Source organism: Rhodococcus sp. 05-2255-3B1, assembly GCF_002258545.1.
In the GTDB taxonomy this organism is placed as follows: domain Bacteria; phylum Actinomycetota; class Actinomycetes; order Mycobacteriales; family Mycobacteriaceae; genus Rhodococcoides.
Window position 1 is genome coordinate 550,371 of the sequence record NZ_NOZC01000036.1, and the last position, 25,411, is coordinate 575,781.

At 65.8% G+C, this 25,411-nt stretch carries 26 protein-coding genes; 9 read left to right on the forward strand and 17 right to left on the reverse strand.

Annotated elements, in window-relative coordinates; genetic code table 11:
* Window positions 1-5: 5 nt before the first annotated feature.
* Complete coding sequence (locus CH249_RS23380) at window positions 6-806, reverse strand: SDR family oxidoreductase (RefSeq protein ID WP_094631755.1); 801 nt, start codon at window positions 804-806, stop codon at window positions 6-8.
* Window positions 803-1,477 carry a 1-acyl-sn-glycerol-3-phosphate acyltransferase gene (locus CH249_RS23385; protein ID WP_094631756.1) on the reverse strand — a complete coding sequence of 225 codons (675 nt, stop codon included), beginning with the start codon at window positions 1,475-1,477 and terminating at the stop codon, window positions 803-805. The genes CH249_RS23380 and CH249_RS23385 overlap by 4 nt, the downstream gene beginning before the upstream one ends.
* A gap of 52 nt (window positions 1,478-1,529) precedes the next feature.
* Between CH249_RS23385 and CH249_RS23390 the strand changes: the two genes are divergently transcribed.
* Window positions 1,530-2,102 carry a TetR/AcrR family transcriptional regulator gene (locus CH249_RS23390; RefSeq protein WP_254924386.1) on the forward strand — a complete coding sequence of 191 codons (573 nt, stop codon included), beginning with the start codon at window positions 1,530-1,532 and terminating at the stop codon, window positions 2,100-2,102.
* Here CH249_RS23390 and CH249_RS23395 read toward each other — a convergent pair.
* The 4 genes from CH249_RS23395 to CH249_RS23410 form a co-directional block, all read right to left on the reverse strand.
* Window positions 2,083-3,474: a pitrilysin family protein gene (locus CH249_RS23395; RefSeq protein WP_179272755.1), complete on the reverse strand. Its 1,392-nt coding sequence runs from the start codon at window positions 3,472-3,474 to the stop codon at window positions 2,083-2,085. The genes CH249_RS23390 and CH249_RS23395 overlap by 20 nt on opposite strands.
* Window positions 3,437-5,698, reverse strand: a complete 2,262-nt coding sequence (locus CH249_RS23400) for a polyribonucleotide nucleotidyltransferase (protein ID WP_045195505.1) — start codon at window positions 5,696-5,698, stop codon at window positions 3,437-3,439. Before CH249_RS23400 ends, CH249_RS23395 begins: the two co-directional genes overlap by 38 nt.
* A 393-nt stretch (window positions 5,699-6,091) precedes the next feature.
* Window positions 6,092-6,361 carry a 30S ribosomal protein S15 gene (gene rpsO, locus CH249_RS23405; RefSeq protein ID WP_032397847.1) on the reverse strand — a complete coding sequence of 90 codons (270 nt, stop codon included), beginning with the start codon at window positions 6,359-6,361 and terminating at the stop codon, window positions 6,092-6,094.
* Between the two features lie 134 nt (window positions 6,362-6,495).
* On the reverse strand, window positions 6,496-7,464 hold the full coding sequence (locus CH249_RS23410) for a bifunctional riboflavin kinase/FAD synthetase (RefSeq protein WP_176459297.1): 969 nt from the start codon (window positions 7,462-7,464) through the stop codon (window positions 6,496-6,498).
* Window positions 7,465-7,567: 103 nt separating this feature from the next.
* On the opposite strand from CH249_RS23410, the gene CH249_RS23415 reads away from it, so the two are divergent.
* Genes CH249_RS23415 through CH249_RS23430 form a run of 4 tightly spaced genes read left to right on the forward strand, consistent with a single transcriptional unit; the run spans window position 7,568 to window position 10,984 of the window.
* Entirely contained in the window at window positions 7,568-8,530 is a 963-nt protein-coding gene (locus CH249_RS23415) for a metal ABC transporter substrate-binding protein (RefSeq protein ID WP_373453526.1), read from the forward strand.
* A complete protein-coding gene (locus CH249_RS23420; RefSeq protein ID WP_045195510.1) occupies window positions 8,527-9,354 on the forward strand; it encodes a metal ABC transporter ATP-binding protein in 828 nt (275 codons plus the stop codon). The genes CH249_RS23415 and CH249_RS23420 overlap by 4 nt, the downstream gene beginning before the upstream one ends.
* 3 nt (window positions 9,355-9,357) lie before the next feature.
* Window positions 9,358-10,230, forward strand: coding sequence for a metal ABC transporter permease (locus CH249_RS23425; RefSeq protein WP_094631757.1), 873 nt, complete (start codon window positions 9,358-9,360; stop codon window positions 10,228-10,230).
* Between the two features lies 1 nt (window position 10,231).
* The gene (locus CH249_RS23430; RefSeq protein ID WP_371828393.1) at window positions 10,232-10,984 is read left to right on the forward strand and encodes a metal-dependent transcriptional regulator; all 753 of its coding nucleotides are present in this window, start codon (window positions 10,232-10,234) and stop codon (window positions 10,982-10,984) included.
* A 12-nt stretch (window positions 10,985-10,996) separates the two neighbouring features.
* Here CH249_RS23430 and truB read toward each other — a convergent pair whose 3' ends face one another.
* From truB to CH249_RS23445, 3 genes are read right to left on the reverse strand one after another with little or no spacing between them, the layout of a single operon-like run.
* Entirely contained in the window at window positions 10,997-11,929 is a 933-nt protein-coding gene (gene truB, locus CH249_RS23435) for a tRNA pseudouridine(55) synthase TruB (RefSeq protein ID WP_094631827.1), read from the reverse strand.
* A gap of 35 nt (window positions 11,930-11,964) precedes the next feature.
* On the reverse strand, window positions 11,965-12,630 hold the full coding sequence (npt, locus tag CH249_RS23440) for a 4'-phosphopantetheinyl transferase Npt (RefSeq protein ID WP_094631758.1): 666 nt from the start codon (window positions 12,628-12,630) through the stop codon (window positions 11,965-11,967).
* Entirely contained in the window at window positions 12,627-13,550 is a 924-nt protein-coding gene (locus CH249_RS23445; protein ID WP_032397841.1) for a metallophosphoesterase, read from the reverse strand. The genes npt and CH249_RS23445 overlap by 4 nt, the downstream gene beginning before the upstream one ends.
* A 242-nt stretch (window positions 13,551-13,792) precedes the next feature.
* On the opposite strand from CH249_RS23445, the gene CH249_RS23450 reads away from it, so the two are divergent.
* From CH249_RS23450 to CH249_RS23465, 4 genes are read left to right on the forward strand one after another with little or no spacing between them, the layout of a single operon-like run.
* The gene (locus CH249_RS23450; protein ID WP_032398374.1) at window positions 13,793-14,191 is read left to right on the forward strand and encodes a molybdopterin-binding protein; all 399 of its coding nucleotides are present in this window, start codon (window positions 13,793-13,795) and stop codon (window positions 14,189-14,191) included.
* Window positions 14,192-14,201: 10 nt separating this feature from the next.
* Window positions 14,202-14,999 (forward strand): molybdate ABC transporter substrate-binding protein, encoded by a 798-nt coding sequence (gene modA, locus CH249_RS23455; RefSeq protein ID WP_373453527.1) that lies wholly within the window; start codon window positions 14,202-14,204, stop codon window positions 14,997-14,999.
* Complete coding sequence (locus tag CH249_RS23460) at window positions 14,996-15,826, forward strand: ABC transporter permease (RefSeq protein WP_045195519.1); 831 nt, start codon at window positions 14,996-14,998, stop codon at window positions 15,824-15,826. The genes modA and CH249_RS23460 overlap by 4 nt, the downstream gene beginning before the upstream one ends.
* A complete protein-coding gene (locus CH249_RS23465; RefSeq protein ID WP_094648076.1) occupies window positions 15,823-16,917 on the forward strand; it encodes a sulfate/molybdate ABC transporter ATP-binding protein in 1,095 nt (364 codons plus the stop codon). The genes CH249_RS23460 and CH249_RS23465 overlap by 4 nt, the downstream gene beginning before the upstream one ends.
* Window positions 16,918-16,924: 7 nt before the next feature.
* On the opposite strand, the gene CH249_RS23470 is transcribed toward CH249_RS23465, so the two are convergent.
* The 8 genes from CH249_RS23470 to rimP form a co-directional block, all read right to left on the reverse strand.
* A complete protein-coding gene (locus tag CH249_RS23470; RefSeq protein ID WP_094648077.1) occupies window positions 16,925-18,253 on the reverse strand; it encodes an MATE family efflux transporter in 1,329 nt (442 codons plus the stop codon).
* Window positions 18,250-19,248: a bifunctional oligoribonuclease/PAP phosphatase NrnA gene (locus CH249_RS23475; protein WP_094682843.1), complete on the reverse strand. Its 999-nt coding sequence runs from the start codon at window positions 19,246-19,248 to the stop codon at window positions 18,250-18,252. Before CH249_RS23475 ends, CH249_RS23470 begins: the two co-directional genes overlap by 4 nt.
* Before the next feature lies 1 nt (window position 19,249).
* Window positions 19,250-19,714 (reverse strand): 30S ribosome-binding factor RbfA, encoded by a 465-nt coding sequence (gene rbfA / locus CH249_RS23480; protein ID WP_032398371.1) that lies wholly within the window; start codon window positions 19,712-19,714, stop codon window positions 19,250-19,252.
* Window positions 19,715-19,815: 101 nt separating this feature from the next.
* Window positions 19,816-20,106 (reverse strand): DUF503 domain-containing protein, encoded by a 291-nt coding sequence (locus CH249_RS23485; RefSeq protein WP_094648079.1) that lies wholly within the window; start codon window positions 20,104-20,106, stop codon window positions 19,816-19,818.
* Between the two features lie 154 nt (window positions 20,107-20,260).
* Window positions 20,261-23,173: a translation initiation factor IF-2 gene (gene infB / locus CH249_RS23490; RefSeq protein ID WP_094648080.1), complete on the reverse strand. Its 2,913-nt coding sequence runs from the start codon at window positions 23,171-23,173 to the stop codon at window positions 20,261-20,263.
* A gap of 97 nt (window positions 23,174-23,270) precedes the next feature.
* On the reverse strand, window positions 23,271-23,531 hold the full coding sequence (locus CH249_RS23495) for a YlxR family protein (RefSeq protein WP_373453528.1): 261 nt from the start codon (window positions 23,529-23,531) through the stop codon (window positions 23,271-23,273).
* A gap of 168 nt (window positions 23,532-23,699) precedes the next feature.
* Window positions 23,700-24,707 carry a transcription termination factor NusA gene (gene nusA / locus CH249_RS23500; protein ID WP_032397835.1) on the reverse strand — a complete coding sequence of 336 codons (1,008 nt, stop codon included), beginning with the start codon at window positions 24,705-24,707 and terminating at the stop codon, window positions 23,700-23,702.
* Window positions 24,704-25,279: a ribosome maturation factor RimP gene (gene rimP, locus CH249_RS23505; RefSeq protein ID WP_032398369.1), complete on the reverse strand. Its 576-nt coding sequence runs from the start codon at window positions 25,277-25,279 to the stop codon at window positions 24,704-24,706. Before rimP ends, nusA begins: the two co-directional genes overlap by 4 nt.
* Window positions 25,280-25,411: the final 132 nt, after the last annotated feature.

A 25,411-nucleotide genomic window follows, 5' to 3' on the forward strand; every position in this document is an offset into this window, starting at 1 on the left:
ACACGTCAAGGCGTGAAGCGTCGGAATCCGCCTTCGGCCCCGATCACCTGACCGGTGATCGAGCCCGAATCGGGCGAGAGCAGCATCGCCACGACGGCCGCGGCCTCGTCGGGAGAGTTCCACCGACCGCGCGGCATGTGGCGTGAAACGAACTCGTCCAGATCCGCACTGGCCCAGCCGGTATCGGTCGGACCCGGATTGATCGTGTTGACGGTGATGCCTCGCTCGATCACCGAATCGGCCAGCGTAGAGGTGATCGACGCAATGGCACCCTTGCTCACTGCGTAGGGAATTTCGGTCGGCATGGGCCCTTCGTTCTGCCCGGAGGTGAACAGTACGACGCGACCACCGTCGGGATGATCCACGTAGCGCCGCACGAATTCCTGAACCAGGAGCAAAGACGCTCGCACGTTCACCGCCCAGGTCAGGTCGAGCGACTCCGCCGTCATCGAATCCAGATCACCCACCTGCGACCGCGCATGGTTGACCACCAGAGAATCGATCGCACCGAGCCTGGATTCGGCCGCGTCGAACAGGGCTGCCGGTGCCGCGGGATCGACGAAATCGATGTCGAGGTGGCCGAGCCTGTCGTCGGCGATCGACAACTCGGCCAACACCTTCCTCGCTCCCGGTGTGCCTGCTCCCCACGGCTCGGTGGCGTCGTAGCCGTCGCACGAGTGCGCGAAGACGCGGGTGGTCTCGTCCTGCAGCAGACGGTGGGTGACAGCGAAGCCGATTCCCTGCCGCCGGCCTACGCCGGTGACGAGGACTGTTCTGCCTCGTGCCGACACGTCCGAGTTTCTCATGCCGCTTCCTTGACCGACGCGGCGTACACATCGACGTATTCTTGCCCCGACAGGTTCGCCAGCGCCGCCATCACCTCATCGGTGACCGCTCGCAGAATGGCCTTGCTGTTCTCTCCCCCTGCGTATCTCGTGAAATCCAATGGTTCGCCGACGACCATGCGCACCTTTCCCGGACGCCACATTCTCGAGCCGACCGGATTGACGGCGAGCGTTCCGTGCATCACCAACGGTACGACGGGGGCACCTGTTTCGATCGCGACGCGCGCCAGGCCGGTCTTGCCCGTGTACAGCCGTCCGTCGGGCGATCGAGTTCCCTCCGGGTACACCGCCCATACCTTCCCTTGTCGCAGAATACTTTTCGCCGCCGCGAGCGCCGGTGCCGACGCGTCGGCACCGCGTCGATCGACCGGAACCTGACCCGTCGCGCTGTAGAACCACCGAAGCGCCGCCCCCTTGATTCCCCGGCCCGTGAAGTACTCGCTCTTGGCGATGAAGGTGACGCGGCGACGCACCAGGAGGACGAGGAAGAAGGAGTCGACGACCGTGAGGTGGTTGCCCGCGATGATCACCGGACCCGAGGTCGGTAGATTCTGCGTCCCGGACACTCTCGGTCGACCGAGAATGCGCAGAATCGGCCCGATCAACACGTATTCGAACAGCAGGTACCACACGTCGGATCCTCTCGGCTGGACAGCGTCGACACCGAGAGTAGACAATGTCTACGTGCCGGACAACCTCAGGACTCGACTGGTGAACGCGGGTGTTCGCCTGCTCGAAAGCGAGGGACAGGGCGCGCTGACCATCAGAGCGGTCACCCGCGAAGCGGGCGTATCGCACGGCGCACCGAGACGGTACTTTCCGACGTTGAGCGCACTTGCCGCGGCGGTGGCTCGAGTCGGTCTGGTCGACCTGGGGCTGGCGCTGAACTCGGCGGCCCAACAAGCCGTTTCACCCCGCGAGTCACTGGATGCGATGGCACATACCTACGTGCAGTTCGCTGCGCAGCGCCCGGCGATGTTCGCACTCATCTTCAGGCACGACCTGCTCGAGGGCTCGGGCGAGAACCTGCGGCTGGCGTCGCGGCCGGTGTTCGACGCGTTGATCGACGCGGTCGAAGCCGTTGCGCCGGAGAATCCACAGTTCACAGCCCTGCGACTGTGGACCTCCGTGCACGGAATAGCGGCGCTCCACTCCACCCGTGCGCTGGAGCCGATCACCGACGTTTCGGCGGTGACGGAGTTGACCCGCCGCGCAGTGCGCGACGTGATCGCCGACGCTACCGAACGAGGGACCTGACCGACGCAGGCAGCTGGCGAACGTTCTTGTAGGGGCCGACCACCGCGGCACCGAAAGGACGCTCGAGCAACACGGCTGCAACCTCGCGCACCTCGTCGTTGCCGACGCTGTCGATCCGCGCCAACGTGTCGGTGATGTCGCGGTGATTACCGTAGTTCAGTTCACTACGACCGATCCGGTTCATCCGAGAGCCCGAATCTTCGAGGCCCAGAACCAATCCGCCTCTCAACGAACCCTTGGCCCGCGCGCACTCCGCGTCGGTGATGCCCTCGGAGGCGACCTTGGCCAGCACTTCCCTGATCACCGTCGTCACTTCGCCCAAGTTCTCCGGCTGGCAACCCGCATAGACGGAGAAGGCGCCACTGTCGGCGAACGTGTCCACCGACGAGTACACCGAATACGCCAGACCGCGCTCTTCTCTGATCTCCTGAAAGAGACGAGAACTGAGCCCGCCGCCCACGGCCGAGTTCAGCACGGACAACGCCCAGCGGTGCCCCTCGTGTCGACCGAACGCCCGTACACCCAGGCACAGGTGGGCCTGTTCACTGTCACGAGTGGTCAGGCTCAACGTGGGTGCGCTACGCAATCGCGCTGTACCGGAACGTCTTTCGGCCGGCCTCAGGCCCTTGTCCAGATGACCGGAGAACGCTCGGCGCACGAGCGAGACGATCTGCTTGTGATCGACGTTGCCCGCAACCGCAACGACCATGCGCTGCGGGGTGTATCGACGAACGTGGAACGAGTGCAGTTGCGCACGCGTCATCGACTCGATGGATTCGACGGAGCCGATGATCGGGCGTCCGATCGGATGATCGCCGAACATGGCTTCCAGGAAGGCATCTCCCAGCAGATCCTCCGGATCGTCGTCGCGCATGGAGATCTCTTCGAGGACCACCTGACGCTCGACGTCCACATCGGCCGATCGGCACCGACCACGCAGCACCACATCGCTGACGAGATCGATGGCGAGCGCCACGTCCTCGTCGAGCACGTGCGCATAGAAGCAAGTGCTCTCCTTCGAGGTGAACGCGTTCAGCTCGCCCCCGACGCCGTCCATCACCTGGGCGATTTCGAGCGCACTACGCGTAGGAGTCGACTTGAACAGCAAGTGTTCGAGGAAATGTGCCGCACCGGCAACACTGGGCTGTTCGTCTCGTGAGCCGACCCCGACCCACACACCGACCGAAGCCGAGCGAACGCCGGGCACGAACTCGGTGACGACCCGAAGACCACCGGGCAGAGTCGTCCGTTGCACACCCGTATCGATGGTGATGCTCTCTGGAACGGCCGAACGGTACGTCCCGAGGGGACGTACCGTTCGACTCGATTGCTTCTTACTCAGCGCTGACCTCGGCGGGTGCCTCGGAAGCATCGGCGGGAGCAGCCGCGTTGTCGTCCTCGACGGGAACGAGGCTGATCTTGCCGCGGTTGTCGATGTCGGCGATCTCGACGCGCAACTTGGATCCGACGCTGACGACGTCCTCGACCTTGTTGATGCGCTTGCCGTTGCCGAGCTTGGAGATGTGCACCAGTCCGTCGCGGCCCGGGAGCAGCGAGACGAATGCGCCGAAAGCCGTTGTCTTGACAACGGTTCCGAGGAATCGCTCGCCGACCTTCGGCAGCTGCGGGTTGGCGATGGCGTTGATCATGTCGATCGCGGCCTGTGCGGACGGGCCGTCCGCTGCACCGACGTAGACAGTGCCGTCATCTTCGATGGAGATGTTGGCACCGGTCTGCTCGGTGATGGAGTTGATCATCTTGCCCTTGGGCCCGATGACCTCACCGATCTTGTCGACGGGCACCTTGATCGCGGTGACGCGAGGTGCGTACGGGCTCATCTCGTCCGGGGTGTCGATGGCCTCTGCCATGACCTCGAGGATCGTCGTGCGAGCATCCTTGGCCTGCGACAGCGCGCCGGCGAGCACCTTGGAGGGGATGCCGTCGAGCTTGGTGTCGAGCTGCAGAGCCGTGACGAAGTCCTTTGTTCCGGCGACCTTGAAGTCCATGTCACCGAACGCGTCCTCGGCACCGAGAATGTCGGTGAGTGCGACGTAGCGAGTCTCGCCGTCGACCTCGTCGGACACGAGGCCCATCGCGATACCGGCGACCGGGGCACGCAGCGGCACACCGGCATTGAGCAGCGACAGAGTCGATGCGCAGACCGAGCCCATCGAGGTCGAGCCGTTGGAGCTCAGCGCCTCGGAGACCTGACGGATGGCGTACGGGAACTCCGCCTGGCTGGGCAGCACCGGCAGCAGAGCGCGCTCGGCGAGTGCGCCGTGCCCGATCTCGCGACGCTTCGGCGAACCGACGCGGCCGGTCTCACCGGTGGAGTACGGCGGGAAGTTGTAATGGTGCATGTAGCGCTTGGACGTCTCGGGCCCGAGCGAGTCGACCTGCTGCGCCATCTTGACCATGTCGAGGGTGGTGACGCCCAGGATCTGGGTCTCCCCGCGCTCGAACAGGGCCGATCCGTGGGTACGCGGGATGATCGCGACCTCGGCGGAGAGCGAGCGGATGTCGGTGATGCCGCGACCGTCGATGCGGAAGTGATCGGTGAGGATGCGCTGGCGAACCGACTTCTTGGTCAGTGCGCGGAACGCCGCACCGATTTCCTTCTCGCGACCGGCGAAGCTGTCTCCGACCGACGTCAGGACCTGAGCCTTGACCTCGTCGAGCTTGTTCTCACGCTCGGCCTTGCCGGCAATGGTCAGCGCCTCGTTCAGCGGGATCTTGGCGGCGTTCTCCACGGCCTCGAAGACGTCGGACTGGTACGCCGGGAAGACCGGGTAGTCGCCGGTGGGCTTGGCTGCCTTGGCGGCGAGCTCCTGCTGCGCGGTGCACAGCGCGGCGATGAAGGGCTTCGATGCCTCGAGGCCCTCGGCGACGACGGTCTCGTTGGGGGCGGTGGCACCACCCTCGATGAGCTCGATGACGTTCTCGGTGGCCTCGGCTTCGACCATCATGATCGCGACGTCTGCGTCGGCACCGGAGCCGGAGACGATGCGGCCGGCGACGACCATGTTGAACACGGCCTTCTCGAGCTGCTCGTTGGTGGGGAACGCAACCCACTGCTTGTCGATCAGTGCGACGCGAACGCCGCCGATCGGGCCGGAGAACGGCAGTCCGGCGATCTGTGTCGAGGCCGATGCCGCGTTGATCGCGACGACGTCGTACAGATCGGCCGGGTTGAGGCTCATGACCGTGATGACGACCTGGATCTCGTTGCGCAGTCCGTCGACGAACGTCGGACGCAGCGGCCGGTCGATCAGGCGGCAGGTGAGGATGGCATCGGTGGACGGACGTCCCTCGCGGCGGAAGAACGATCCGGGGATGCGGCCCGCGGCGTACATGCGCTCTTCGACGTCGACCGTCAGCGGGAAGAAATCGAATCCCTCACGGGGGTGCTTACCTGCAGTCGTTGCCGACAGCAGCATGGTGTCCTCGTCGAGGTACGCGGCGACTGCGCCTGCGGCCTGCTGTGCGAGGCGGCCGGTCTCGAAGCGGATGGTCCGCTTGCCGAACGTGCCGTTGTCGATGATCGCAGTTGCTTCGTAGACGCCTTCTTCGACGTCCAATGTTGTGGTTTCCGACATGTGTTCTGTTCTCGTCCTCTCGTCTTTGCCGTGCCCGCGTGGACACACCACGAGCCCTCCTGGCTGCGGCGGCATACCTGTGCCGTCCATCTCCGAGCTTCTCTCGGGACGCGGCTACGCGGAGGCGGCCATCGATCGAAGCCCACCGGATCTCGTATCCGAAAGGCCACTACCGAAGACCGTCACCACGGCGTGACAGGCATACACGGCGGTGTGCGGATGCCGTGCATCCGCTTTCTCGTGCTGGTCGAACTGTTTCTTGCGGTACAAACACAGATAGCCAACGAGGAACAGTCTAAGCACTGCCTCGTTGGCTACTGCACTATTGCTGCGAGTCGGGTGCGCACCGGCGCGTCGAACGGTGCATCGGTGACATCCTCGCGTCTCCGAAGACTATCGACGCAGACCCAGACGCTCGATGAGCGAACGGTAGCGGGTGACGTCGACCTTCGCGATGTACTTGAGCAGACGACGACGACGTCCGACCAGCAGCAGCAGGCCGCGGCGGGAGTGGTGGTCGTGCTTGTGCGTCTTGAGGTGCTCGGTCAAGTCGACGATGCGCTTGGTGAGCATTGCAACCTGCGCCTCGGGCGAGCCCGTGTCGGTGGGGTGCAAGCCGTACTCGCCGAGAACGGCCTTCTTCTGTTCGGTGGTCAATGCCACTGGTACTACTCCTGATCAATGACGTCCGCGTGAAAGGAAGCAACGCGCCCCGATCGAACGACCGAGGTCGACACGACGGGATCGAAGCCGGTACAGCCGCCACGGACCGCAGCGTGCACCGAGGGGACAGCCTATCAGGCCGTGCTAGCCGCCAGGATCGAGCGGGCACGCTCGGCGTCGCGGCCCATTTCCTCCACGAGAGCTTCCATCGAGTCGAACTTCTCCATGCCCCGCAGTCGGTCGACGAAGTCGACTGCCACATGTTGCCCGTACAGGTCGGCCTCGCCGTCGAGTACGAATGCCTCGACGGTTCTGGTGCGCCCCGAGAACGTGGGATTGGTGCCCACGGACACCGCCGCAGGGTGCCGCTCCCCCGGAGTGACCGTCCCCATGATCGGGCCGGGCCCGAGCACGGTGAACCACGCCGCGTAGACGCCGTCCGCGGGGATGGCCGAGTACATGGGTGGCGCGACATTGGCTGTGGGATAACCCATCTGACGACCCCGGCCGTCGCCGTGCACGACGACACCCTCCACGCGATGCGGCCGTCCGAGCGCGGCGGCGGCTGCGGCGACGTCTCCGGCATCCACGCACGATCTGATGTACGTGGAGGAGAACGTCACGGCATGCTCGGCGAGCAGGTTGACTCCGTCGACCGCGAATCCCGATCGTTCGCCGATCTTCCGGAGCATCGGCACCGTGCCGAGCGCCTTCTTGCCGTAGGTGAAGTTCTCGCCGACGACGACCTCGGCAACGTGGAGTCGTTCGATCAGAATCTCGTGCACGTACCGCTCGGGGGTGAGTTTCATCAGCTCGGGCGTGAACGGCATCACACAGAACACGTCGATTCCCAGTTCCTCGGCGAGTTCGGCTCGTCTCGTCAGGGTCGTCAACTGCGCGGGATGACTTCCCGGCCGCACGACCTCCATCGGGTGCGGATCGAATGTCATGAGCACGCTGGGAACGCCGCGCTTCTTCGCAGCGCCCACCGCTCGCTCGATCAGCTGTGCGTGCCCGCGGTGAACGCCGTCGAAGACGCCGATCGTGAGCACGCATCTGCCCCAGTCGGCAGGTACATCGTCGAGACCTCGCCATCTCTGCACACCGCGAAGCCTACGGCCCGACGGCCGCTCGGTCACTCTCGGACAGGCGTGTCGCGCGCGGTTGCTATGGACAAAAAGGTATTCCCACGGTAAATATTTCGGGGTGCCTAACTTATTTCTTCGCCAGCGTGGATTTCACGCCGGACGGATTCTTGCGAGCTGGGCCGTGGTTGGACTACTGGTAGCAGCGTCGACGGGCTGCGCCCGCGCCGTCGGAGAGGACGATCCGACTGTGCTCGACGACGACAGACCCTTGGTTCTGACGACCTTCACCGTCCTCGCCGACATGGCCGCCAATGTGGCCGGCGACCACCTTCGAGTGGAATCGATCACAAAAGCCGGTGCCGAGATCCACGGCTACGAGCCGACACCGGGAGACCTACGCACCGCGGAGCAGGCCGAGTTGATCCTGGACAACGGACTCGGGCTGGAGGCCTGGTTCGAGAAATTCGTCGAGCGCATCCCCGCACCGCATGCCGTGGTGAGTGCGAACGTGGATCCGATCTACATCCGCGACGACGCGTACGCGGGCAAAGCGAACCCCCACGCGTGGATGTCCCCCGTCGTGGCCGAGACGTACGTCGAGAACATCGCCGACGCGTTCGTTGCGCTCGACCCCGCCAACACCGACGACTACCGCGCGAACGCAGCGGCGTACGTCGAGCAACTCCGCCGGGTCGGTGACGAGCTGGACGCCGATCTCTCCGGACTGCCCGCTCGTCAACGTGCGCTGGTCACCTGTGAGGGCGCATTCGGGTATCTGGCTCGTGACTTCGATCTGCAGGAGGCGTACCTGTGGCCGGTCAACGCCGAGCAGGAAGGCACACCGAAACAGGTGGTCCGCACCATCGATTTCGTTCGCGACAACGACGTACCCGCCGTGTTCTGCGAGTCGACCGTCTCGGACAAGGCGCAGCTGCAGGTCGCCGAGGACACCGGCGCTCGGTTCGGCGGACAGCTCTACGTCGATTCACTGAGCGATGCGGCCGGCCCCGTCCCCACGTACCTGGACCTACTGCGCTACGACGCACGGTTGATCGCCGACGCACTGGTGGGAGAACGATGAGCGAGCACACTGGGGCCCCGAATCTCAGGGCCCCGCACGAGAACGAGGCAGCGCTGGCGGTGGACACCGTCAATGTCCGATACCGCGACGTCGTGGCGCTCACCGATGCCAGTCTGACGCTCGCACCGGGCCGGGTGTGCGGGTTGGTCGGCATGAACGGATCGGGCAAGTCGACGCTGTTCAAGGCCGTCATGGGAGTGGTCAAGCCGAACTCCGGATCGATCACCGTGTTCGGCGGCGACCCGGCTCGGGCGCGCAAGGCAGGAACGGTGAGCTACGTACCCCAGGCCGAATCCGTCGACTGGACGTTCCCGATCAGCGTGCGCGACGTGGTGATGATGGGCCGATACGGGAAGCAGAATTTTCTTCGCACTCCCCGAGCAGCCGATCGACGGGCGGTCGACGAGGCTCTCGAGCGCGTCGATCTGGCCGAACTCGCGAGCCGACAGATCGGTCAGCTCTCCGGCGGTCAACGCAAGCGTGCGTTCGTCGCCCGCGCCATCGCCCAGGAGGCGTCGTTGCTGTTGCTCGACGAGCCCTTCGCCGGCGTGGACAAGAAGACCGAAGCCACCATCACCCGGCTGCTCCGCGAACTCGCCGCACACGGCGCCTCGGTTCTCGTGTCGACACACGATCTCCATGCTCTGCCGGATCTGTGCGACGAGGCGATTCTGCTGCAGCAACGGGTGCTGATGCACGGCAGTCCCGCCGAGGTACTGCGTCCGGAGAACCTGGCGCTGGCCTTCGGCATCGACCCGTCGAAGGTCGACCAACTCGGTGCAGGCAATCGAACCCAGGCCACCCCGACCACGGAAGCGAGCTGAACCGTGTATCTCGTCGATTTTCTCGTCGAACCACTCGAATACACCTTCATGCAGCGGGCCCTCCTGGTGACCGTGACCGCCTCGATCGTGTGCGCGGTGCTGAGCTGCTGGCTCGTTCTCATCGGGTGGTCGCTGATGGGCGACGCCGTCTCGCACGCCGTGCTGCCCGGCGTCGCATTGTCGTATCTGCTCGGTGCACCGTTCGCGATCGGCGCTCTTCTGTTCGCCCTCATCGCGGTCGGTGCCATCGGGGTCGTGCGCAACACCACCATCGTCAAGGAGGACGCCGCCATCGGCGTCGTCTTCACCACCTTGTTCGCGCTCGGTGTCGTCCTGATCTCCAAGTTTCCGAGCCAGATCGACCTCAACCACATCCTGTTCGGCAATCTGCTCGGCGTCTCGCAGGCGGACATGATCCAGGTGTTCGTACTCGGCGGCATCGCGTTGGCCGTCATGATCGTCAAGCGTCGGGACTTCACTCTCTTCGCCTTCGACCGCACCCAGGCCCGCGCCGTCGGCATCAATCCGACGGTGATCTCGGCTGTGATGCTGACCCTGCTGGCTTTGACGACGGTGGTGGCACTTCAGGCCGTCGGCGTGATTCTCGTGGTGGCGATGCTCATCACCCCAGGTGCGTCGGCGTATCTGCTCACGCACAGCTTCGGCCGCATGCTGGTATTGGCACCGCTTGTTTCGGTGGGTTGCGCGCTGGTGGGGATCTACGCCAGCTTCTATCTCGACGTGTCCTCCGGTGGCAGCGTCGTGCTCACTCAGGGGTTGGTCTTCGTCCTTGCCTACCTCTTCAGCCCCTCACAGGGCATCGTCGTCCGCGCCGTGCGCCGACGCGGACAGGTACCGGTGGCTCCGGCCGGGTGAGATGTCTTTTTCCATTGGATTGCCTAAGCTCGGCGACGTGGCGCAACGAAAAGACGATCCCGCACCGGCCGACGAGGGCGTCCAGCTGTCCGCGGTTGCGCAGGATTACCTCAAGGTCATCTGGACGGCCAGTGAGTGGAGCGAGGACTCCGTCAGCACCAAGATGCTCTCCGAGCGCATCGGCGTTTCCGCATCGACGGTGTCCGAGGCGATTCGCAAGCTCGCCGACCAGGGCATGGTCGACCACGCCCGCTACGGAGCCATCTCGTTGACGGAGAAGGGCCGCCTGGCTGCCATCGGCATGGTGCGTCGGCACCGTCTGATCGAGACCTATCTGGTCCGCGAACTGGGGTACGGCTGGGACGAAGTGCACGACGAGGCAGAGATTCTCGAACATGCAGTCTCGGATCTGATGATGGATCGAATCGACGCCAAACTGGGTCACCCCGAACGGGACCCGCACGGTGACCCGATTCCGTCGGTGGACGGTGCGATCGAGACTCCGTCCGCGACTCGCCTGAGCGAGTACCTCGACGGACAATCCGGCCGAGTCGCCAGAATTTCCGACTCCGACCCGGCCATGCTCCGCTACTTCGATTCCGTCGGCATCACGCTGGACCTGCCGATCACGGTGGTCGAACGACGTGACTACGCCGGCACCGTCGCCATCGAGCTCGCCCGCACCGACGCCACCGATTCGATCGACCTCGGCCACCGCGCCGCCGAAGCGATCTGGATGGTTCCGGCGAACTGACGTCGGTTCGCTTCAGTGTCCGCGCAAGGTCGCGGGCCGGACCACCATGACCGAACTGGCGCGCTTGCCCTTCTCCTGAAGCAGAGCGATGGTGTGACCCGTGGGATCGACCGCCGCGTACACCCCGTCGATTCCGACCGGATCCAGCCACCTTCCCTGGCTCAACGACTCCGCCTCACCCGCGTCGATCTGCCGGTGCGGAAAGGCCGTTCGCGCCGCCTGGTCGATGTCCAGGCTCACGGCCGGGTTCTCGGCCAGCTCTTCGAGCGTCCGCGCATGGTCGAGGGTGAAGGGTCCGACGCGAGTGCGACGCAGCACGGTCAGGTGGCCGCCGACGCCGAGTGCAGCGCCGAGATCGCGCGCCAGGGCACGCACATAGGTCCCGGACGTGCAGTCCACCTCGACATCGAGGTCGACGAATGCCGATTCGTTGTCCACGACATCGCGCCTAAAGGTCACGTCGAATCGGGTGACGCTGACCTTGCGGGCGGCGAGGGTGAACTCCTCACCTGCGCGGGACAGTTTGTGGGCGCGTTGCCCGTCGACCTTGATGGCGCTGACGCTCGCAGGCACCTGCTCGATGTCGCCCGTCAGGGCGGCGATCGCGGCCTGGATCTCGGAGTCGGAGACGTGCACGGCCGAGACATCGGCCAGCAGGTCGCCCTCGGCGTCGTCGGTCGTCGTGCTCCGGCCGAGCCGGATGGTCGCGGTGTAGGACTTGGTGGTCAGCGAGAGCAATCCCAGCATCTTGGTCGCACGCTCCACGCCGAGCACCAGCACGCCCGTCGCCATGGGGTCCAGAGTCCCCGCGTGGCCGACCTTCCTGGTGCGCAACAGTTTTCGACACGACGCCACCACGTCGTGGCTCGTCACACCCGGCCCCTTGTCGACCACCAAGAGGCCGGCACCGACGAGACCGGACGAAATCTTTTCACGGGCACTCACGAGAGAGCATTGTGCCAGGCCCGCGAATCCGGCCGTCACATCACCGAGATCGCCGTCATCACCAGACCGCCGGCCACCATCCAGCGACCGTCGAACGCCGACAGAGGCGGGCCGGAGACGGTGTCGCCCGGCACCAACAACTCGGAATGGAACGTTCCCGAGAGGTCGTCGCCGGAGCCGGTTCGCTCGAAGGTGATGTGCGCGTCCTCGAAACCGAGCCACCGTCCGGTCAACGGCTCCCAGGCCTTGTACGTCGCTTCCTTGGCACAGAACAACACTCGGTCCCAGTGGATGTCCTCACGACCGGCCGCCTCCAGCCACTCCCGCTCGGCCGGCAGGCTCACCGCCTCGAGCACGCCGTCGGGCAAGGGGCCGTGCGGCTCGGCGTCGATCCCCACCGACCGCACCTGCATCGAATAGGCCAGCACCGCGCCGCGATAACCGTCGCAGTGGGTCAAGGATCCGACCACACCCTTCGGCCACTGCGGTGCACCGGACTTGCCGCGCATGATCGGCGCGGGCTCCACGCCCAACTTCTCCATCGCCACCCGAGCACAGTGTCGAGCCGAGGTGAACTCACGCTTGCGCTTGTCCACCGCCTTGGCCACCAGCGGAGCTTCGAGCGGATGCGGCGTCAAACCCGGTGGGTCCGCGAACAATTCGGCCGAGACGACGCCGTTGGGAAGTATCGATTCGATCACTTGCCTGCCCTCATCTTTTCTACCTCTGCCTCCATCTCGGGCGTCACCGTGAAGTGTCCGCCCCACTTGTTCAACGCACCCGGCGGATACTCGGGGACCGGAAGAATCTGGCGCAGAACGTTCTTCGGCAGGCCGCGGCGCTGCCATTCGCGCGGGTAACCCACCGACACCTCCTCGAAGCGAACGCCGTCGTAGTAGGTCGTCCGCGGGATGTGCAGGTGTCCGTACACCGAGCAGATCGCGTTGTACCGCGTGTGCCAATCCGCCGTCAGAGTGGACCCGCACCACAGCGCGAACTCCGGGTAGAACAGCACCTCGGTGGGCTGCCGGACCATCGGGAAGTGGTTGATCAACACGGTCGGAACGGATGTGTCCAACGCATCGAGACGCTCCCGGGTGGCGTCGATCCGCGCGTGGCACCAGGCATCTCGCGTCGCGTACGGCTGCGAGGACAGCAGGAATTCGTCGGTGGCGACCACGTTCTTCTCTCGCGCGATCGCCAGGCCGTGCTCCTTGTCGCGCGCTCCCTGGGGCAAGAACGTGTAGTCGTAGAGCAGGAACATCGGCACGATCGTCGCCGGGCCGCCTTCACCCTCCCAACGCAGGTACGGATCCTCCGGGGTGACGACGTCGATCTCGCGGCACAGGTTGACCAGGTACTCGTAGCGGGCGGCGCCGTGGATCTGGACAGGATCTTTCACCGTCGTCCACAGCTCGTGATTTCCGGGAACCCAGATGACCTTCGCGAAACGGCTACGGAGCAGCTCGAGCGCCCACTTGATGTCGTCGGTCTTCTCCGACACGTCGCCGGCAACGATCAGCCAGTCGTCGGGAGATTCGGGAAAGATGTCTTCGGTCACGGGTCGGTTACCCCGATGTCCGACGTGAATGTCGCTCACTGCCCACAGCTTCGCTGCCACTGAAAATTCCTTCCGATGCGCTCGGCCGCCGGCGTCGAATCGCCAGAACCGTCCGAGAACGTACCAACGTCCAATACTCCATGCAGATTCCGCGCAGTGTCCGGGCGGGGTGACGCGGCGATTCGGTCGACGACCGAACGGTGTTGCTCACCGACACCGAGATCGAGTCGAAAGACCCGCAGATTCGGGTATATGGTGCCTCTCATGACTTGTTTGCGGACGTTTTCTGGGATTGCACCCCGATGACAGTGCCCCCGGTCCGCGTTCGTGACGCCGCAGCCCTCCTCGGTGTCAGTGACGACACCGTGCGCAGATGGATCGACAGCGGAGCGCTGCCCGCGCTCGAGGACGAGACCGGACGCAAGGTCATCGCCGGTCGCGACCTCGCGGACTACGCACGCGAACATGCCGTTCCTCCGCCCGAGATCTCGTCGGGTGGCAGCTCCGCCCGCAACCGGCTCGTGGGTTTGGTCACCGAGGTCGTCTCGGACGCGGTGATGAGCGAGGTGAGCATGCAGTGCGGGCCGTTCACGATCGTGTCGCTGATGAGCACCCGATCGGTTCGCGAACTGGGGCTCGAGCCCGGCAAGGTCACCGTCGCTGTCGTCAAGGCGACCACCGTCATCGTCGAGACACCGTAGAACGCAGGAGATGTTCGTGAAGACAATGCGCCAGGTATCCGCCCTCGTGGTTGCAGCCACCCTGATGCTCGTCGGATGCAGCTCGCAGTCCGATTCGACAACGCCCGATGTGGCCTCGGACGCCCACGCAGTCGGAGGCGAGATCACGGTCTTCGCCGCAGCTTCGCTTCGCGCGACGTTCACCGATCTCGGTACTCGCTTCGAGGCCGAACACCCCGGAACCTCGGTGGAGTTCAGTTTCGCGGGTTCGTCCGATCTGGCCGCACAGCTGATCTCCGGCGCGCCCGCCGACGTCTTCGCCTCCGCGGATACGAAGAACATGACCGCGACGGTCGACGAGAATCTGGTGGCCGGCAGTCCCGTCGACTTCGCGTCCAACACTCTGACCATCGTGACCGCCCCCGGAAACCCGAACCGCATAGCCTCGTTCGCCGATCTGGCGAACCCCGATGTTCTGACCGTGATCTGCGCGCCCCAGGTGCCCTGCGGTGCGGCGACGGCCGCGGTCGAGACCGCAACCGGCACGCTCGTCCCGGCCGTGAGCGAGGAATCCTCGGTCACCGACGTACTGGGCAAGGTCACCTCGGGGCAGGCCGATGCCGGACTGGTCTACGTCACCGACGCCGCCGGAGCAGGCGCAGCCGTGACCACGGTGCCCTTCGAGGAGTCGAGCGAGGCCGTCAACACCTACCCGATCGCGACACTGCGGGGTTCCGGCAACCCCGACACAGCGCGCGCATTCACCGAGTTCGTCACCGGACCCGTCGGCCGAGACGTGCTCGGTCGAGCCGGTTTCGCGGCGCCGTGACCGCCAGAGCCGTCGACGGCGGGCAACCATCGGCAGGACGCCGTCCGACCGTCGGGGTACCGCCGTGGATATTCGCACCGGCCGCCGTGGGCGCCCTGCTCGTCGTGTTGCCGTTGGCCGCGATGTTCACCCGAATCGACTGGTCGAATTTTCTCGGTCTCGTCACCTCCGAATCCGCCGTCGCAGCACTGGTTCTGAGCCTGAAGACAGCGACGGCCAGCACCGCAGTGTGCGTGCTTCTGGGCGTGCCGATGGCAATCGTGCTCTCGCGCAGCTCGATTCGAGGGCTGTCGATCCTTCGCTCTCTCGTCGTCCTGCCCTTGGTTCTTCCCCCGGTGGTCGGCGGCATCGCGCTGCTCTACACCTTCGGACGCCAAGGCCTGTTGGGCGAGCACCTCGAAGCCTTCGGTATTCGAATAGCGTTCACCACCTCGGCCGTCGTGTTGGCGCAGGTGTTCGTGTCGCTCCCCTTCCTCGTCGTCGGCGTCGAGGGTGCCCTCCGTACGGCCGGCGACCGATACGACGTGGTGGCTGCCACCCTCGGTGCCACCCCCACGACCGTCCTACGGCGGGTCACCGTTCCACTGATTCTTCCCGGACTGATGTCCGGAACAGTCCTCGCCTTCGCCCGCGCACTCGGAGAATTCGGCGCGACGTTGACCTTCGCCGGTTCTCTCGAAGGCGTGACCAGGACGCTGCCGCTGGAAATCTACCTGCAGCGCGAGAGCGACCCCGATGCCGCGGTGGCGCTGTCGCTGGTGCTGATTCTCGTCGCGGCACTCGTTGTCGTCACCGCACGCGGCACCCGATCGTCGGGAACGCTGTGAGTTCACTACACCTGAGGGCCACCCTCGGTATCCGCGGCATCGATCTCGAACTCGATGCCCGCGAGGGCGAGACGGTGGCTGTTCTGGGGCCGAACGGGGCGGGCAAATCGACACTGCTGCAACTCGTCTCGGGCGTGGTGGCACCCGACCACGGAATCGTCCGACTGGGCGAGGACGTGTTGACCGACACCGCCTCGAACACCGCCGTGCCGATTCATGCGCGAGGCGTTGCGACCCTCGCTCAGGAAGCTCTGCTGTTTCCTCACATGGACGCTCGCACGAACGTGGCCTTCGCACCACGCAGCGCCGGCGCGGACCGCGCCACCGCGCGAACCGTCGCCGATACCTGGCTCGACGCCGTCGGAGCCTCCCACCTGGCCGATCGCCGCCCTGCGCAGTTGTCCGGCGGCCAGGCCCAACGGATCGCCATCGCGCGCGCTCTCGCGGCCGATCCACACCTGCTGCTGCTCGACGAACCCCTGGCGGCACTGGATGTCGACACGGCACCGGGCATTCGGCGCGTGCTGCGCACGGTGTTGCGCAAGAGCGGCCGCACGGCCTTGATCGTGACCCACGACCTGCTCGACGTCGTTGCACTCGCCGATTCCGTCGCAGTCGTCGACGGCGGGCGCGTTGTCGAGAGAGGCTCGGTCACCGAGGTCCTCACTGCCCCTCGCAGCGAATTCGGTGCCCGCATCGCCGGGGTGAACCTGATCTCGGGACGGGCCGTCGACGCCGACGACTCGACGTCCCTGACCACCGACTGGGGAGTGACGGTGCACGGCTCCGGGCGGCACGCCACCGACACTCCACTGGTAGCGGTGTTCTCCCCCGCCGCTGTGTCGGTACACCCGACACCACCGCATGCAAGCCCCCGCAACGTGTTCGAGGTGGTGATCGAGGAGATGGAGGTGCAGGGCTCCGGCATTCGTGTTCGGTCACGTCCGCAACCCGACGGTTCCCCCGGCATGGCCGCCGACATCACCCCGGCTGCGGTATCGGATCTCGGGCTCGAGCCCGGCCGCAGCGTGTTCTTCGTCGTCAAGAGCCACGAGGTGGCGTTACACCCCGCGTTGCCGTCGCAGCCCTGACCGACGGTCAGTGGCGTAGTTGGCGGTCGCTGCCGACGACCAACCACTTACCGGACAGCGCCCGTCCCGCGACGGCGAGCATGCGTAGCCCGACGAAGACGCCGAGCCCGGTCCAGATCCCGACCAACCCCCAGTCGAACACCAGAGCCGACCAGATGAACGGTAGAAAGCCCACGACGGCGCACGCCATGGTCGCGTTCCGCAGAAACGCAGCATCGCCACTGCCGAGCAGCACTCCGTCCAGCGCGAACACCACGCCCGCAACGGGAATGATCGCCACGAAGATCCACCAGATCGCATGCATCTCGTCGATGACCGATGCGTCGGTGGTGAACAACTCCGGGACGAACGAGCGTCCGACCGCGAACACGCCTGCGAGGACGACCGCGAAGACCGTCGACCATGCGGTCAGCCGCCACGCGAGTGCGCGCGCGTCGTCGGTCCTGCTCGCGCCGAGGGCGGCACCCACCAGGGTCTGAGCGGCAATCGCCAAGGAATCGAGCATCAGGGACACCAGGTTCCACATGTGCAGGACCACCTGATTGGCGGCGACCGACGCCGCACCGAAGCGCGACGCGACCGCGGCGGCAGACAGGAAGCAGGCCTGGAACGCCAGGCTGCGCACGATCAGGTCGCGTCCCAACACCAGCTGCGCGCGCATCACCGACCAGCGCGGGCGCAACTCGGTGCTCGCTCGCACGACTGCGAACACGAACAGCGCACCGGCGAGGCCCTGCCCGATCACGTTGGCCACGGCCGATCCCACCAGCTCCAGACGCGGGAATCCGAGCAGCCCATGAACCAGCAGTGGGCACAGAACTGCCGACACACCGAAGCCGAACACGACGAAACGCAGTGGGGTCACCGTGTTCTGGACTCCGCGCATCCATCCGTTTCCGGCCAGAGACACCAGGATGAACGGCACACCGAGCAGAGCCACCCGTAGCCACGCGAGAGCCTCGGCGGCGATGTCGCCACCTCCGGTGAGTACCGACACCACGGGCTCTGCCGCGAGTTGCATCACCGCGACGATGGCGATACCGATCGCGAAGGCCAACCAGGTTGCCTGCACACCCTCGCCGACAGCATCACGTTCGCGACCGGCACCGTGCATACGAGCCGCGCGCGAGGTCGTGCCGTAGGACAGAAAGGTCAGCTGGGTGCTGACCTGGGCCAGCACGAGCCCGCCGATCGCCAGGCCCGCGAGGGCCAAGGCACCCAGCCTGCCGATCACGGCGGCGTCGAACAACAGGTAGAGAGGTTCGGCGGCGAGGACGCCGAGGGAGGGCAGCGACAGGCCGAGAATCTTTCGAGCGGTGACCGGAGTGGAGCTCACGACGTGGACAAGGCTCCGCGCAGCGCTTCGATCACGTCAGACAATTCGCCGGTCGCCGTGTAGCCGGCTGCATTGCGGTGCCCGCCGCCGCCGAGTTCGCACGCCACTGCCGAGACGTCGACCTCGGTCTTCGAGCGCAGGGAAACCACCCAGATCGAGCCGAAGTCCTGTTGCTTGAGCACGGCGGCCACCTCGGCTTCGGAGGTGGTGCGCACGATGTCGATCACGCTCTCGATCTCCTCGGAGCGCAACCCGGCCGAATCCTCGCTGCGAATCACGGCGTACACCAGCCCGCGTCCGTCGACGGCATCGGGAATCAGCGAGGCCGAACCCAGGACCGAACCGAGCATCGGGAGCCACTCGAACGGATGGGTGTCGAGCAGTTTGCGAGCGATGTGGGCGCCGTCGATGCCCGTCGCCAGCAGTCGTTCGGCCAGCAGGTGCGACCCGGGACGAACCCACCGGAACGAACCGGTGTCGGTGACCAGGCCCGCGAACAGCAGGTGCGCCAGATCCGCGTCGATCTCCACACCCCACTGGTCCAACATCCGCGCGATCACAGCGGTGGTCGACTCCGCGGAGGCATCCACCACGTTGACCGTGCCGAATCGGGTGTTGCTGCGGTGATGATCGATCACGAGGCTCGCCGACGCGGAATCGAGCCGAGCGCCCAGCGAACCCAGCCGGCCCCGACTTCCGGCGTCGACGATGACCACCAGGTCGACGGTGTCCGTGACCTTGTCGGCGTCGACGAGAAGGTGCCTTCCCGGCAGCTCGTCCATCGACTCGGGCAGAGACGACGGAGCTGCGAACGCCACCTGGACCCTCGCACCGCGACGTTCGAGTACCGAACCGAGCGCGAGCCCACTGCCGATCGTGTCGGCATCGGGCTGAACGTGACACAGCACGGTCACCGAGGATGCACGTTCGAGCATCTCGATCGCCCGGGTCAGATCCCCGTCGGTCTCCGACACCGACCCCGAACCATCGGCCATGTCAGTCGGCTTCGGCGGGCTCGACGTCTGCAGGCTCGCGCGGGGCTTTGTATGGGTCGGGGTCGCCTGCGGGCTTGGCGTTCGCACGGGCGCGGGCCAGTTCCTCGTCGGCCACTCGGGCGCGTTCGAGAAGGTCTTCCATGTGGCGTGCGGTGTCGGGCACCGTGTCGGTCACGAACGTCAACGTCGGCGTGTACCGCACACCCGTTCCTGCCCCGACCTTCGAGCGCAGGACGCCCTTGGCCTTCTCGAGTCCTGCTGCGGCAGCCTGCAGGTCGGGCGGAGTATCGAGGTCTTCACCCATGACGGTGTAGTACACCGTCGCGTCGTGCAGGTCTGCGGTCACCTTGGTATCGGTGATGGTCACGAACGCCAGCCGGGGATCCTTGATCTCGTGATCGATCGCCGTTGCAACGATGGCGGCGATTCGCTTGGACAACTTACGAGCCCTGGCCTGATCCACCACGACAATCACACTCCTCTTTCATGGCCGGACGTCGATTCTCGCGACGTACCGACGGTTGTGCACTTCACCTCTGCCGAACAGTGCTCGGCACCGGCACCGGATCAATCCTCGGGTCCGAAGATTCTCCGGCGTACCGCCAACAGTTCCAGATCGTTGCGTTCGGCGACATGCCGTTCGCACTCGTCCAGTTTGTCGTGCAGTAGATCTACATCGGTACCGGCTGCAGCGATCCCCAGCAGGGACCGCCGAATACGTTCTCGCTCACCGGTTTCGGCCGCCGACACTCCCAGCCGTTGCAGATCACCGAGGACCGGTTCGACCATCGACCTTTTCTCGGCGAGCGAACGCACGTCCCCCAACAACACGTCCAACTCCAAAGCACCCAGATACACGCTGACGTCCTTCGATCAGCTTCGACGACAAAGCCGGTGGTGGTACAGCTGTCGTACCACCACCGGCTCGAAAGTCGGAGCGCAGTGTCACTCCCCTGGCTTCACCACCGAGCCGACGCGACCGGATGCGGAGCCGAACGGCTCCGCATCGGTTCTAGTCGCGCGGCTTTTCACGGAGTTCGTACGCCTCGATGACATCGCCCACCTTGATGTCGGAGTACGTCACCGTCAAACCACACTCGTATCCCTCACGAACCTCCGTCGCGTCGTCCTTCTCGCGGCGGAGCGAGGAGATCGTGACGGTTTCCGCGACAACTGCACTGTCTCGGATGAGCCGCGCCTTTGCGTTGCGACGGATCGTACCGGAGGTGACGAGGCAACCGGCGATGTTTCCGACCTTGGAGGAACGGAACAGCGCGCGGATCTCGGCCTGCCCGAGGGCGACCTCCTCGTACACCGGCTTGAGCATGCCCTTGAGGGCCTTCTCGATCTCGTCGATGGCCTGGTAGATCACCGAGTAGTACCGGATGTCGACGCCTTCGCGGTTGGCCAGCTCGGTGGCCTTGCCCTCCGCTCGAACGTTGAAGCCGATGATGATCGCGTTGGATGCCGACGCCAGGTTGACGTTGGTCTCCGTGACGCCACCGACACCGCGGTCGATGACGCGCAGCTCCACCTCGTCGTCGATCTCGATACCGAGCAGCGCCTCTTCGAGTGCTTCCACGGTTCCCGAGTTGTCGCCCTTGAGGATCAAGTTCAGCTGCGAGGTCTCCTTCAGAGCTGCATCGAGATCGTCGAGGCTGATGCGCTTGCGGCTCTTGGCTGCCAAGGCATTGCGCTTGCGCGCATTTCGACGGTCGGCGATCTGACGGGCGATCCGATCCTCGTCGACGACCAGCAGGTTGTCGCCTGCACCGGGCACCGACGTGAAGCCGATGACCTGCACCGGACGGGACGGCATCGCTTCGGTGACGTCCTCGCCGTGCTCGTCGACCATTCGACGAACGCGTCCGTACGCGTCGCCTGCGACGATCGAGTCACCGACCCGGAGCGTTCCGCGAGCGATGAGCACGGTCGCGACGGGGCCACGACCACGGTCGAGGTGCGCCTCGATGGCGACACCCTGCGCGTCCATGTCCGGGTTGGCGCGCAGATCGAGCGACGCGTCGGCCGTCAGCAGCACCGCTTCGAGGAGGGCATCGATGTTGGTGCCCTGCTTGGCGGAGATGTCGACGAACATCGTCTCGCCGCCGTATTCCTCGGCGACCAGACCGTATTCGGTGAGCTGCTGCCGGATCTTGTCCGGGTTCGCGCCTTCCTTGTCGATCTTGTTCACCGCGACCACGATCGGCACGTCGGCCGCCTGAGCGTGGTTGATGGCCTCCACCGTCTGCGGCATGACGCCGTCGTCGGCTGCGACCACGAGGATCGCGAGGTCGGTGGCCTTGGCACCACGGGCACGCATGGCCGTGAAGGCCTCGTGACCGGGGGTGTCGATGAACGTCACGAGACGCTCGTTGCCCTCGAGCTCGGTCAGCACCTGGTACGCACCGATGTGCTGCGTGATTCCGCCTGCCTCGCCTTCGCGCACCGTCGTGTTACGAATCGAGTCCAGCAGTCGCGTCTTACCGTGATCGACGTGGCCCATGACGGTGACGACCGGGGGACGCTGTTCCAGGTCTTCCTCGCCGCCGGCATCCTCGCCGTAGGTGAGGTCGAACGAGTCGAGCAGCTCACGATCCTCGTCCTCGGGGCTGACGACCTGAACGACGTAGTTCATCTCGCCGCCGAGAAGCTCCAGCGTCTCGTCGTTGACGGACTGCGTCGCGGTGACCATCTCGCCGAGGTTGAACAGGGCCTGCACGAGTGCGGCCGGGTTCGCGTCGATCTTGTCCGCGAAGTCCGACAGCGATGCGCCGCGGGCGAGACGGATGGTCTCACCGTTGCCGCGGGGCAGCCTGACGCCGCCGACTGCGGGAGCCTGCATGCTTTCGTACTCGGCGCGTTTCGCCCGCTTCGACTTGCGGCCACGACGAACTGCTCCGCCGGGACGACCGAATGCACCTGCTGCTGCGCCGCGCTGACCGGGGCGTCCACCGCCGCCGGGACGACCGCGGAAACCACCTGCGGGAGCGCCGCCTGCGGGGGCACCACCGGGAGCACCGGGAGCGCCGCCGCCGCGGTAACCACCGCCACCACCGCCGCCGCCGGGACGTCCGCCCGGAGCGCCACCGGGACGACCGGGACGACCTGCTGCGGGACCGGGACGTGCCGAACGGGTCGGCATGGCACCGGGGTTGGGGCGAGGAGGCATCGAGCCCGGGCTCGGGCGAGGTCCGGCCTGGCCCGGTGCGGGACGGGGCCCACCCTGGCCGGGAGCCGGACGAGTGCCACCGGACGGTGTTGCGGGACGGGGTCCACCCTGTCCGGGAGCCGGCCGTCCGCCACCGGGGCGCGGAGCACCGGGTGCGGGACGGGGAGCCGGTCGCTCCACGGGAGCCGAGGAGTACGGGTTGTTACCGACACGCGGAGCCTTGGGGCCGGGCTTGGGGCCGGGACCTGCTGGCTTGGGAGCTGCCGGGGCCGGGGCCGGTGCAGCGTCGCTGGTCGCAGCCGACGCGGCCGGAGCCTGCTCGACCGGAGCGGCGGGCGCTGCGGGCGAAGGGGTCGGCGCTGCCGGGGCCGGAGCCGGTGCGGCTGCCGGAGTTGCGGGCGCAGCGGGAGCTGCCTCCGCCGGAGCTTGCGCAGCGGGTGCTTCCGGCTCTGCCGGACGGGGTGCCGGCTTGGGGCCGGGACGGGGTCCGCCCGGTTTCGCTGCGCCCGGCTTCGCGGTGCTGCCTGCAGCGCGATCGGCCGCTGCGCGACCGTTCGGTGCAGCTGCGGCGGGTGCGGACGCGTCCGCACCGTCGGACGGGAAGGATTCACGAAGTCGACGTGCCACTGGGGCTTCGACTGTGGATGATGCGGACTTGACGAACTCGCCCTGCTCTTTGAGCCGTGCGAGTAGTTCCTTACTGGTGACACCGAGTTCTTTTGCCAACTCGTGCACGCGGGCCTTGCCTGCCACTGCTCTCCTCACTGAGAGGCCGAGCGAGGCTTGGTGCCCGCACGACCTCGGGTTATCTCCGATGGACGTTCATCGTTGGTGCTTCACGGTGTGCTCATCAGTGCTGTTGCCTGTTCTTGTCGACGGGTGTTGCTCTTGTCGTGTTCTCGGCCTGCAGCTGCTCGTACTCGTCGAGCACGACTGTCACTGCGGACGAGTCCACATTTCCCGATATCCGAAACGCACGTCCGAAGACTCGGCGTCGTTCCGCATTGTGCAGGCATTCTCGGCTGTAGTGCAACCACGCACCACGGCCGGACATCGAATGCCGGACGTCGGGGACGAGAGCGAATTCGTGCGAACCAGCTTCTCGAACCACGATCCTCAACAGATCGGCGGCCGGCAGTCGCTCCCTGCACCCGACGCATGTACGAATCGGCCGGCTTGTCACCACCGGATACTCGCGTTCATGCCTCTGGGCCGAGAGGTCGTTACCGAACCATCGACCACTCTACCGCTGTATTGCCCCGAACTCCGCATTCCGGCCCTATGCGCTGGTCGTCTCGGGTGCCGCCGCATCGCTGCGGATGTCGATGCGCCAGCCGGTCAATCGAGCGGCCAGTCGAGCGTTCTGCCCTTCCTTGCCGATGGCCAGAGAAAGCTGGTACTCGGGAACCACGACCCGGGCCGCGCGAGCAACCGCGTCGACGACCGTCACAGAGACAACCTTCGACGGGGACAGTGCATTCCCGACGAACGTGGCCGGATCCTCGTCGAAATCGATGATGTCGATCTTCTCGCCGGCAAGTTCGCTCATCACGTTGCGCACGCGCTGTCCCATCGGCCCGATGCACGCGCCTTTGGCGTTGAGACCGGACACGGTGGAGGCAACGGCGATCTTCGAGCGGTGCCCCGACTCGCGGGCCACTGCGACGATGTCGACCGAACCGTCGGCGATCTCGGGCACCTCGAGGGCGAACAGCTTGCGCACAAGATTCGGATGGGTGCGCGACAACGTGATCTGCGGACCCCGATTACCTCGGGCGACTCCGACGACGTAGCACTTGATTCGTTCGCCGTGCTCGTAGCTTTCACCCGGCACCTGCTCGGCAGGCGGCAGGAGGCCGTCGGCTCCGTTGGCGTCACTGCCGATGCGGACGATGACGGTGCCCTTGGCGTTGGCGCGCGTGTCGCGCTGGATGACGCCGTTGACGATCTCGCCCTCGTGTGTGGCGTACTCACCGAACGACCGCTCGTGCTCGGCGTCGCGCAGGCGCTGCAGGATGACCTGACGCGCCGTGGTCGCCGCGATGCGTCCGAAGCCTTCCGGGGTGTCGTCCCACTCGGAGATCACATTGCCGTCGGCGTCGATTTCCTTGGCCATCACTCGAACGGAACCGGTCTTGCGATCGACGTCGATCCACGCGTTGGACTGGTGCCCCTCGGTGTGCCGGTAGGCCGTCAGCAACGCGGTCTGAATCGTCGAGATCACCATCTCGATCGGAATTCCCTTGTCCGCCTCGATGGCACGCAATGCGGCAATGTCGATATTCACTTGTCCGACCCTTCTTCCGGTGCTTCCACGTCCACGATCTCATCGGTGTTCGCGGGTGACGGCCGACCTCCGACCACACCACCCGCCAGGTCCATCTCTTCGGCACTCGGCCGCGAGAACTCCACCTGTACAACAGCTTTCACTACATCGGACAGTGCAACGGAGCGAGTCGCCAGCACACCCTTCTCCTTGGTCACCACGGTGACCGAATCACCGTCGAGCACGCCCACGCGACCGTCGAACTTGCCGTCGCCGAGCTCGATACGCACCTTGCGTCCGCGGGCCCGACGCCAATGCCGAGCCTCGGTCAGCGGGCGGTCGATTCCGGGGGTGGTGACTTCCAGCGTGTACGGGGCTTCCCCGAAATCGGTCACGGCATCGAAGGCGTCCGAGATCTCGCGGCTCAGTTCCGGGAGCGCGTCGAGGTCGATTCCCTCTTCGCGATCGACCATGATCCGCACTGCGCTGTGTTTTCCTGCGGCGACGACGTTCACGTCTTCGAGGTCGTAACCCCGTTCCCGAACGAGGTCGGCGAGCAGTTCGACAACCCTTTCCTTGGACGGAACAGGCATGTCGCGAACTCCTCGTGTGTAGTTGTGGGCGATCCGGCGTGCGGCAGCCGGACTGCGTTTGGTGAACCAACAGCCTACCGCCCCGCAGGCACTGCTCGTGACCACGATCGGTCGACGCGACGCACGGGCACG

Bases quoted from the DNA above. Each gene is read 5' to 3' on its own strand.
- modA (WP_373453527.1), top strand. From the start codon at position 14,202: ATGTTCGTGAAGACAATGCGCCAGGTATCCGCCCTCGTGGTTGCAGCC.
- CH249_RS23380 (WP_094631755.1), bottom strand. From the start codon at position 806: ATGAGAAACTCGGACGTGTCGGCACGAGGCAGAACAGTCCTCGTCACC.
- rimP (WP_032398369.1), bottom strand. From the start codon at position 25,279: ATGCCTGTTCCGTCCAAGGAAAGGGTTGTCGAACTGCTCGCCGACCTC.
- CH249_RS23400 (WP_045195505.1), bottom strand. From the start codon at position 5,698: ATGTCGGAAACCACAACATTGGACGTCGAAGAAGGCGTCTACGAAGCA.
- CH249_RS23430 (WP_371828393.1), top strand. From the start codon at position 10,232: ATGTCTTTTTCCATTGGATTGCCTAAGCTCGGCGACGTGGCGCAACGA.
- CH249_RS23475 (WP_094682843.1), bottom strand. From the start codon at position 19,248: ATGGCCGATGGTTCGGGGTCGGTGTCGGAGACCGACGGGGATCTGACC.
- CH249_RS23420 (WP_045195510.1), top strand. From the start codon at position 8,527: ATGAGCGAGCACACTGGGGCCCCGAATCTCAGGGCCCCGCACGAGAAC.
- CH249_RS23450 (WP_032398374.1), top strand. From the start codon at position 13,793: ATGACAGTGCCCCCGGTCCGCGTTCGTGACGCCGCAGCCCTCCTCGGT.
- CH249_RS23395 (WP_179272755.1), bottom strand. From the start codon at position 3,474: ATGCTTCCGAGGCACCCGCCGAGGTCAGCGCTGAGTAAGAAGCAATCG.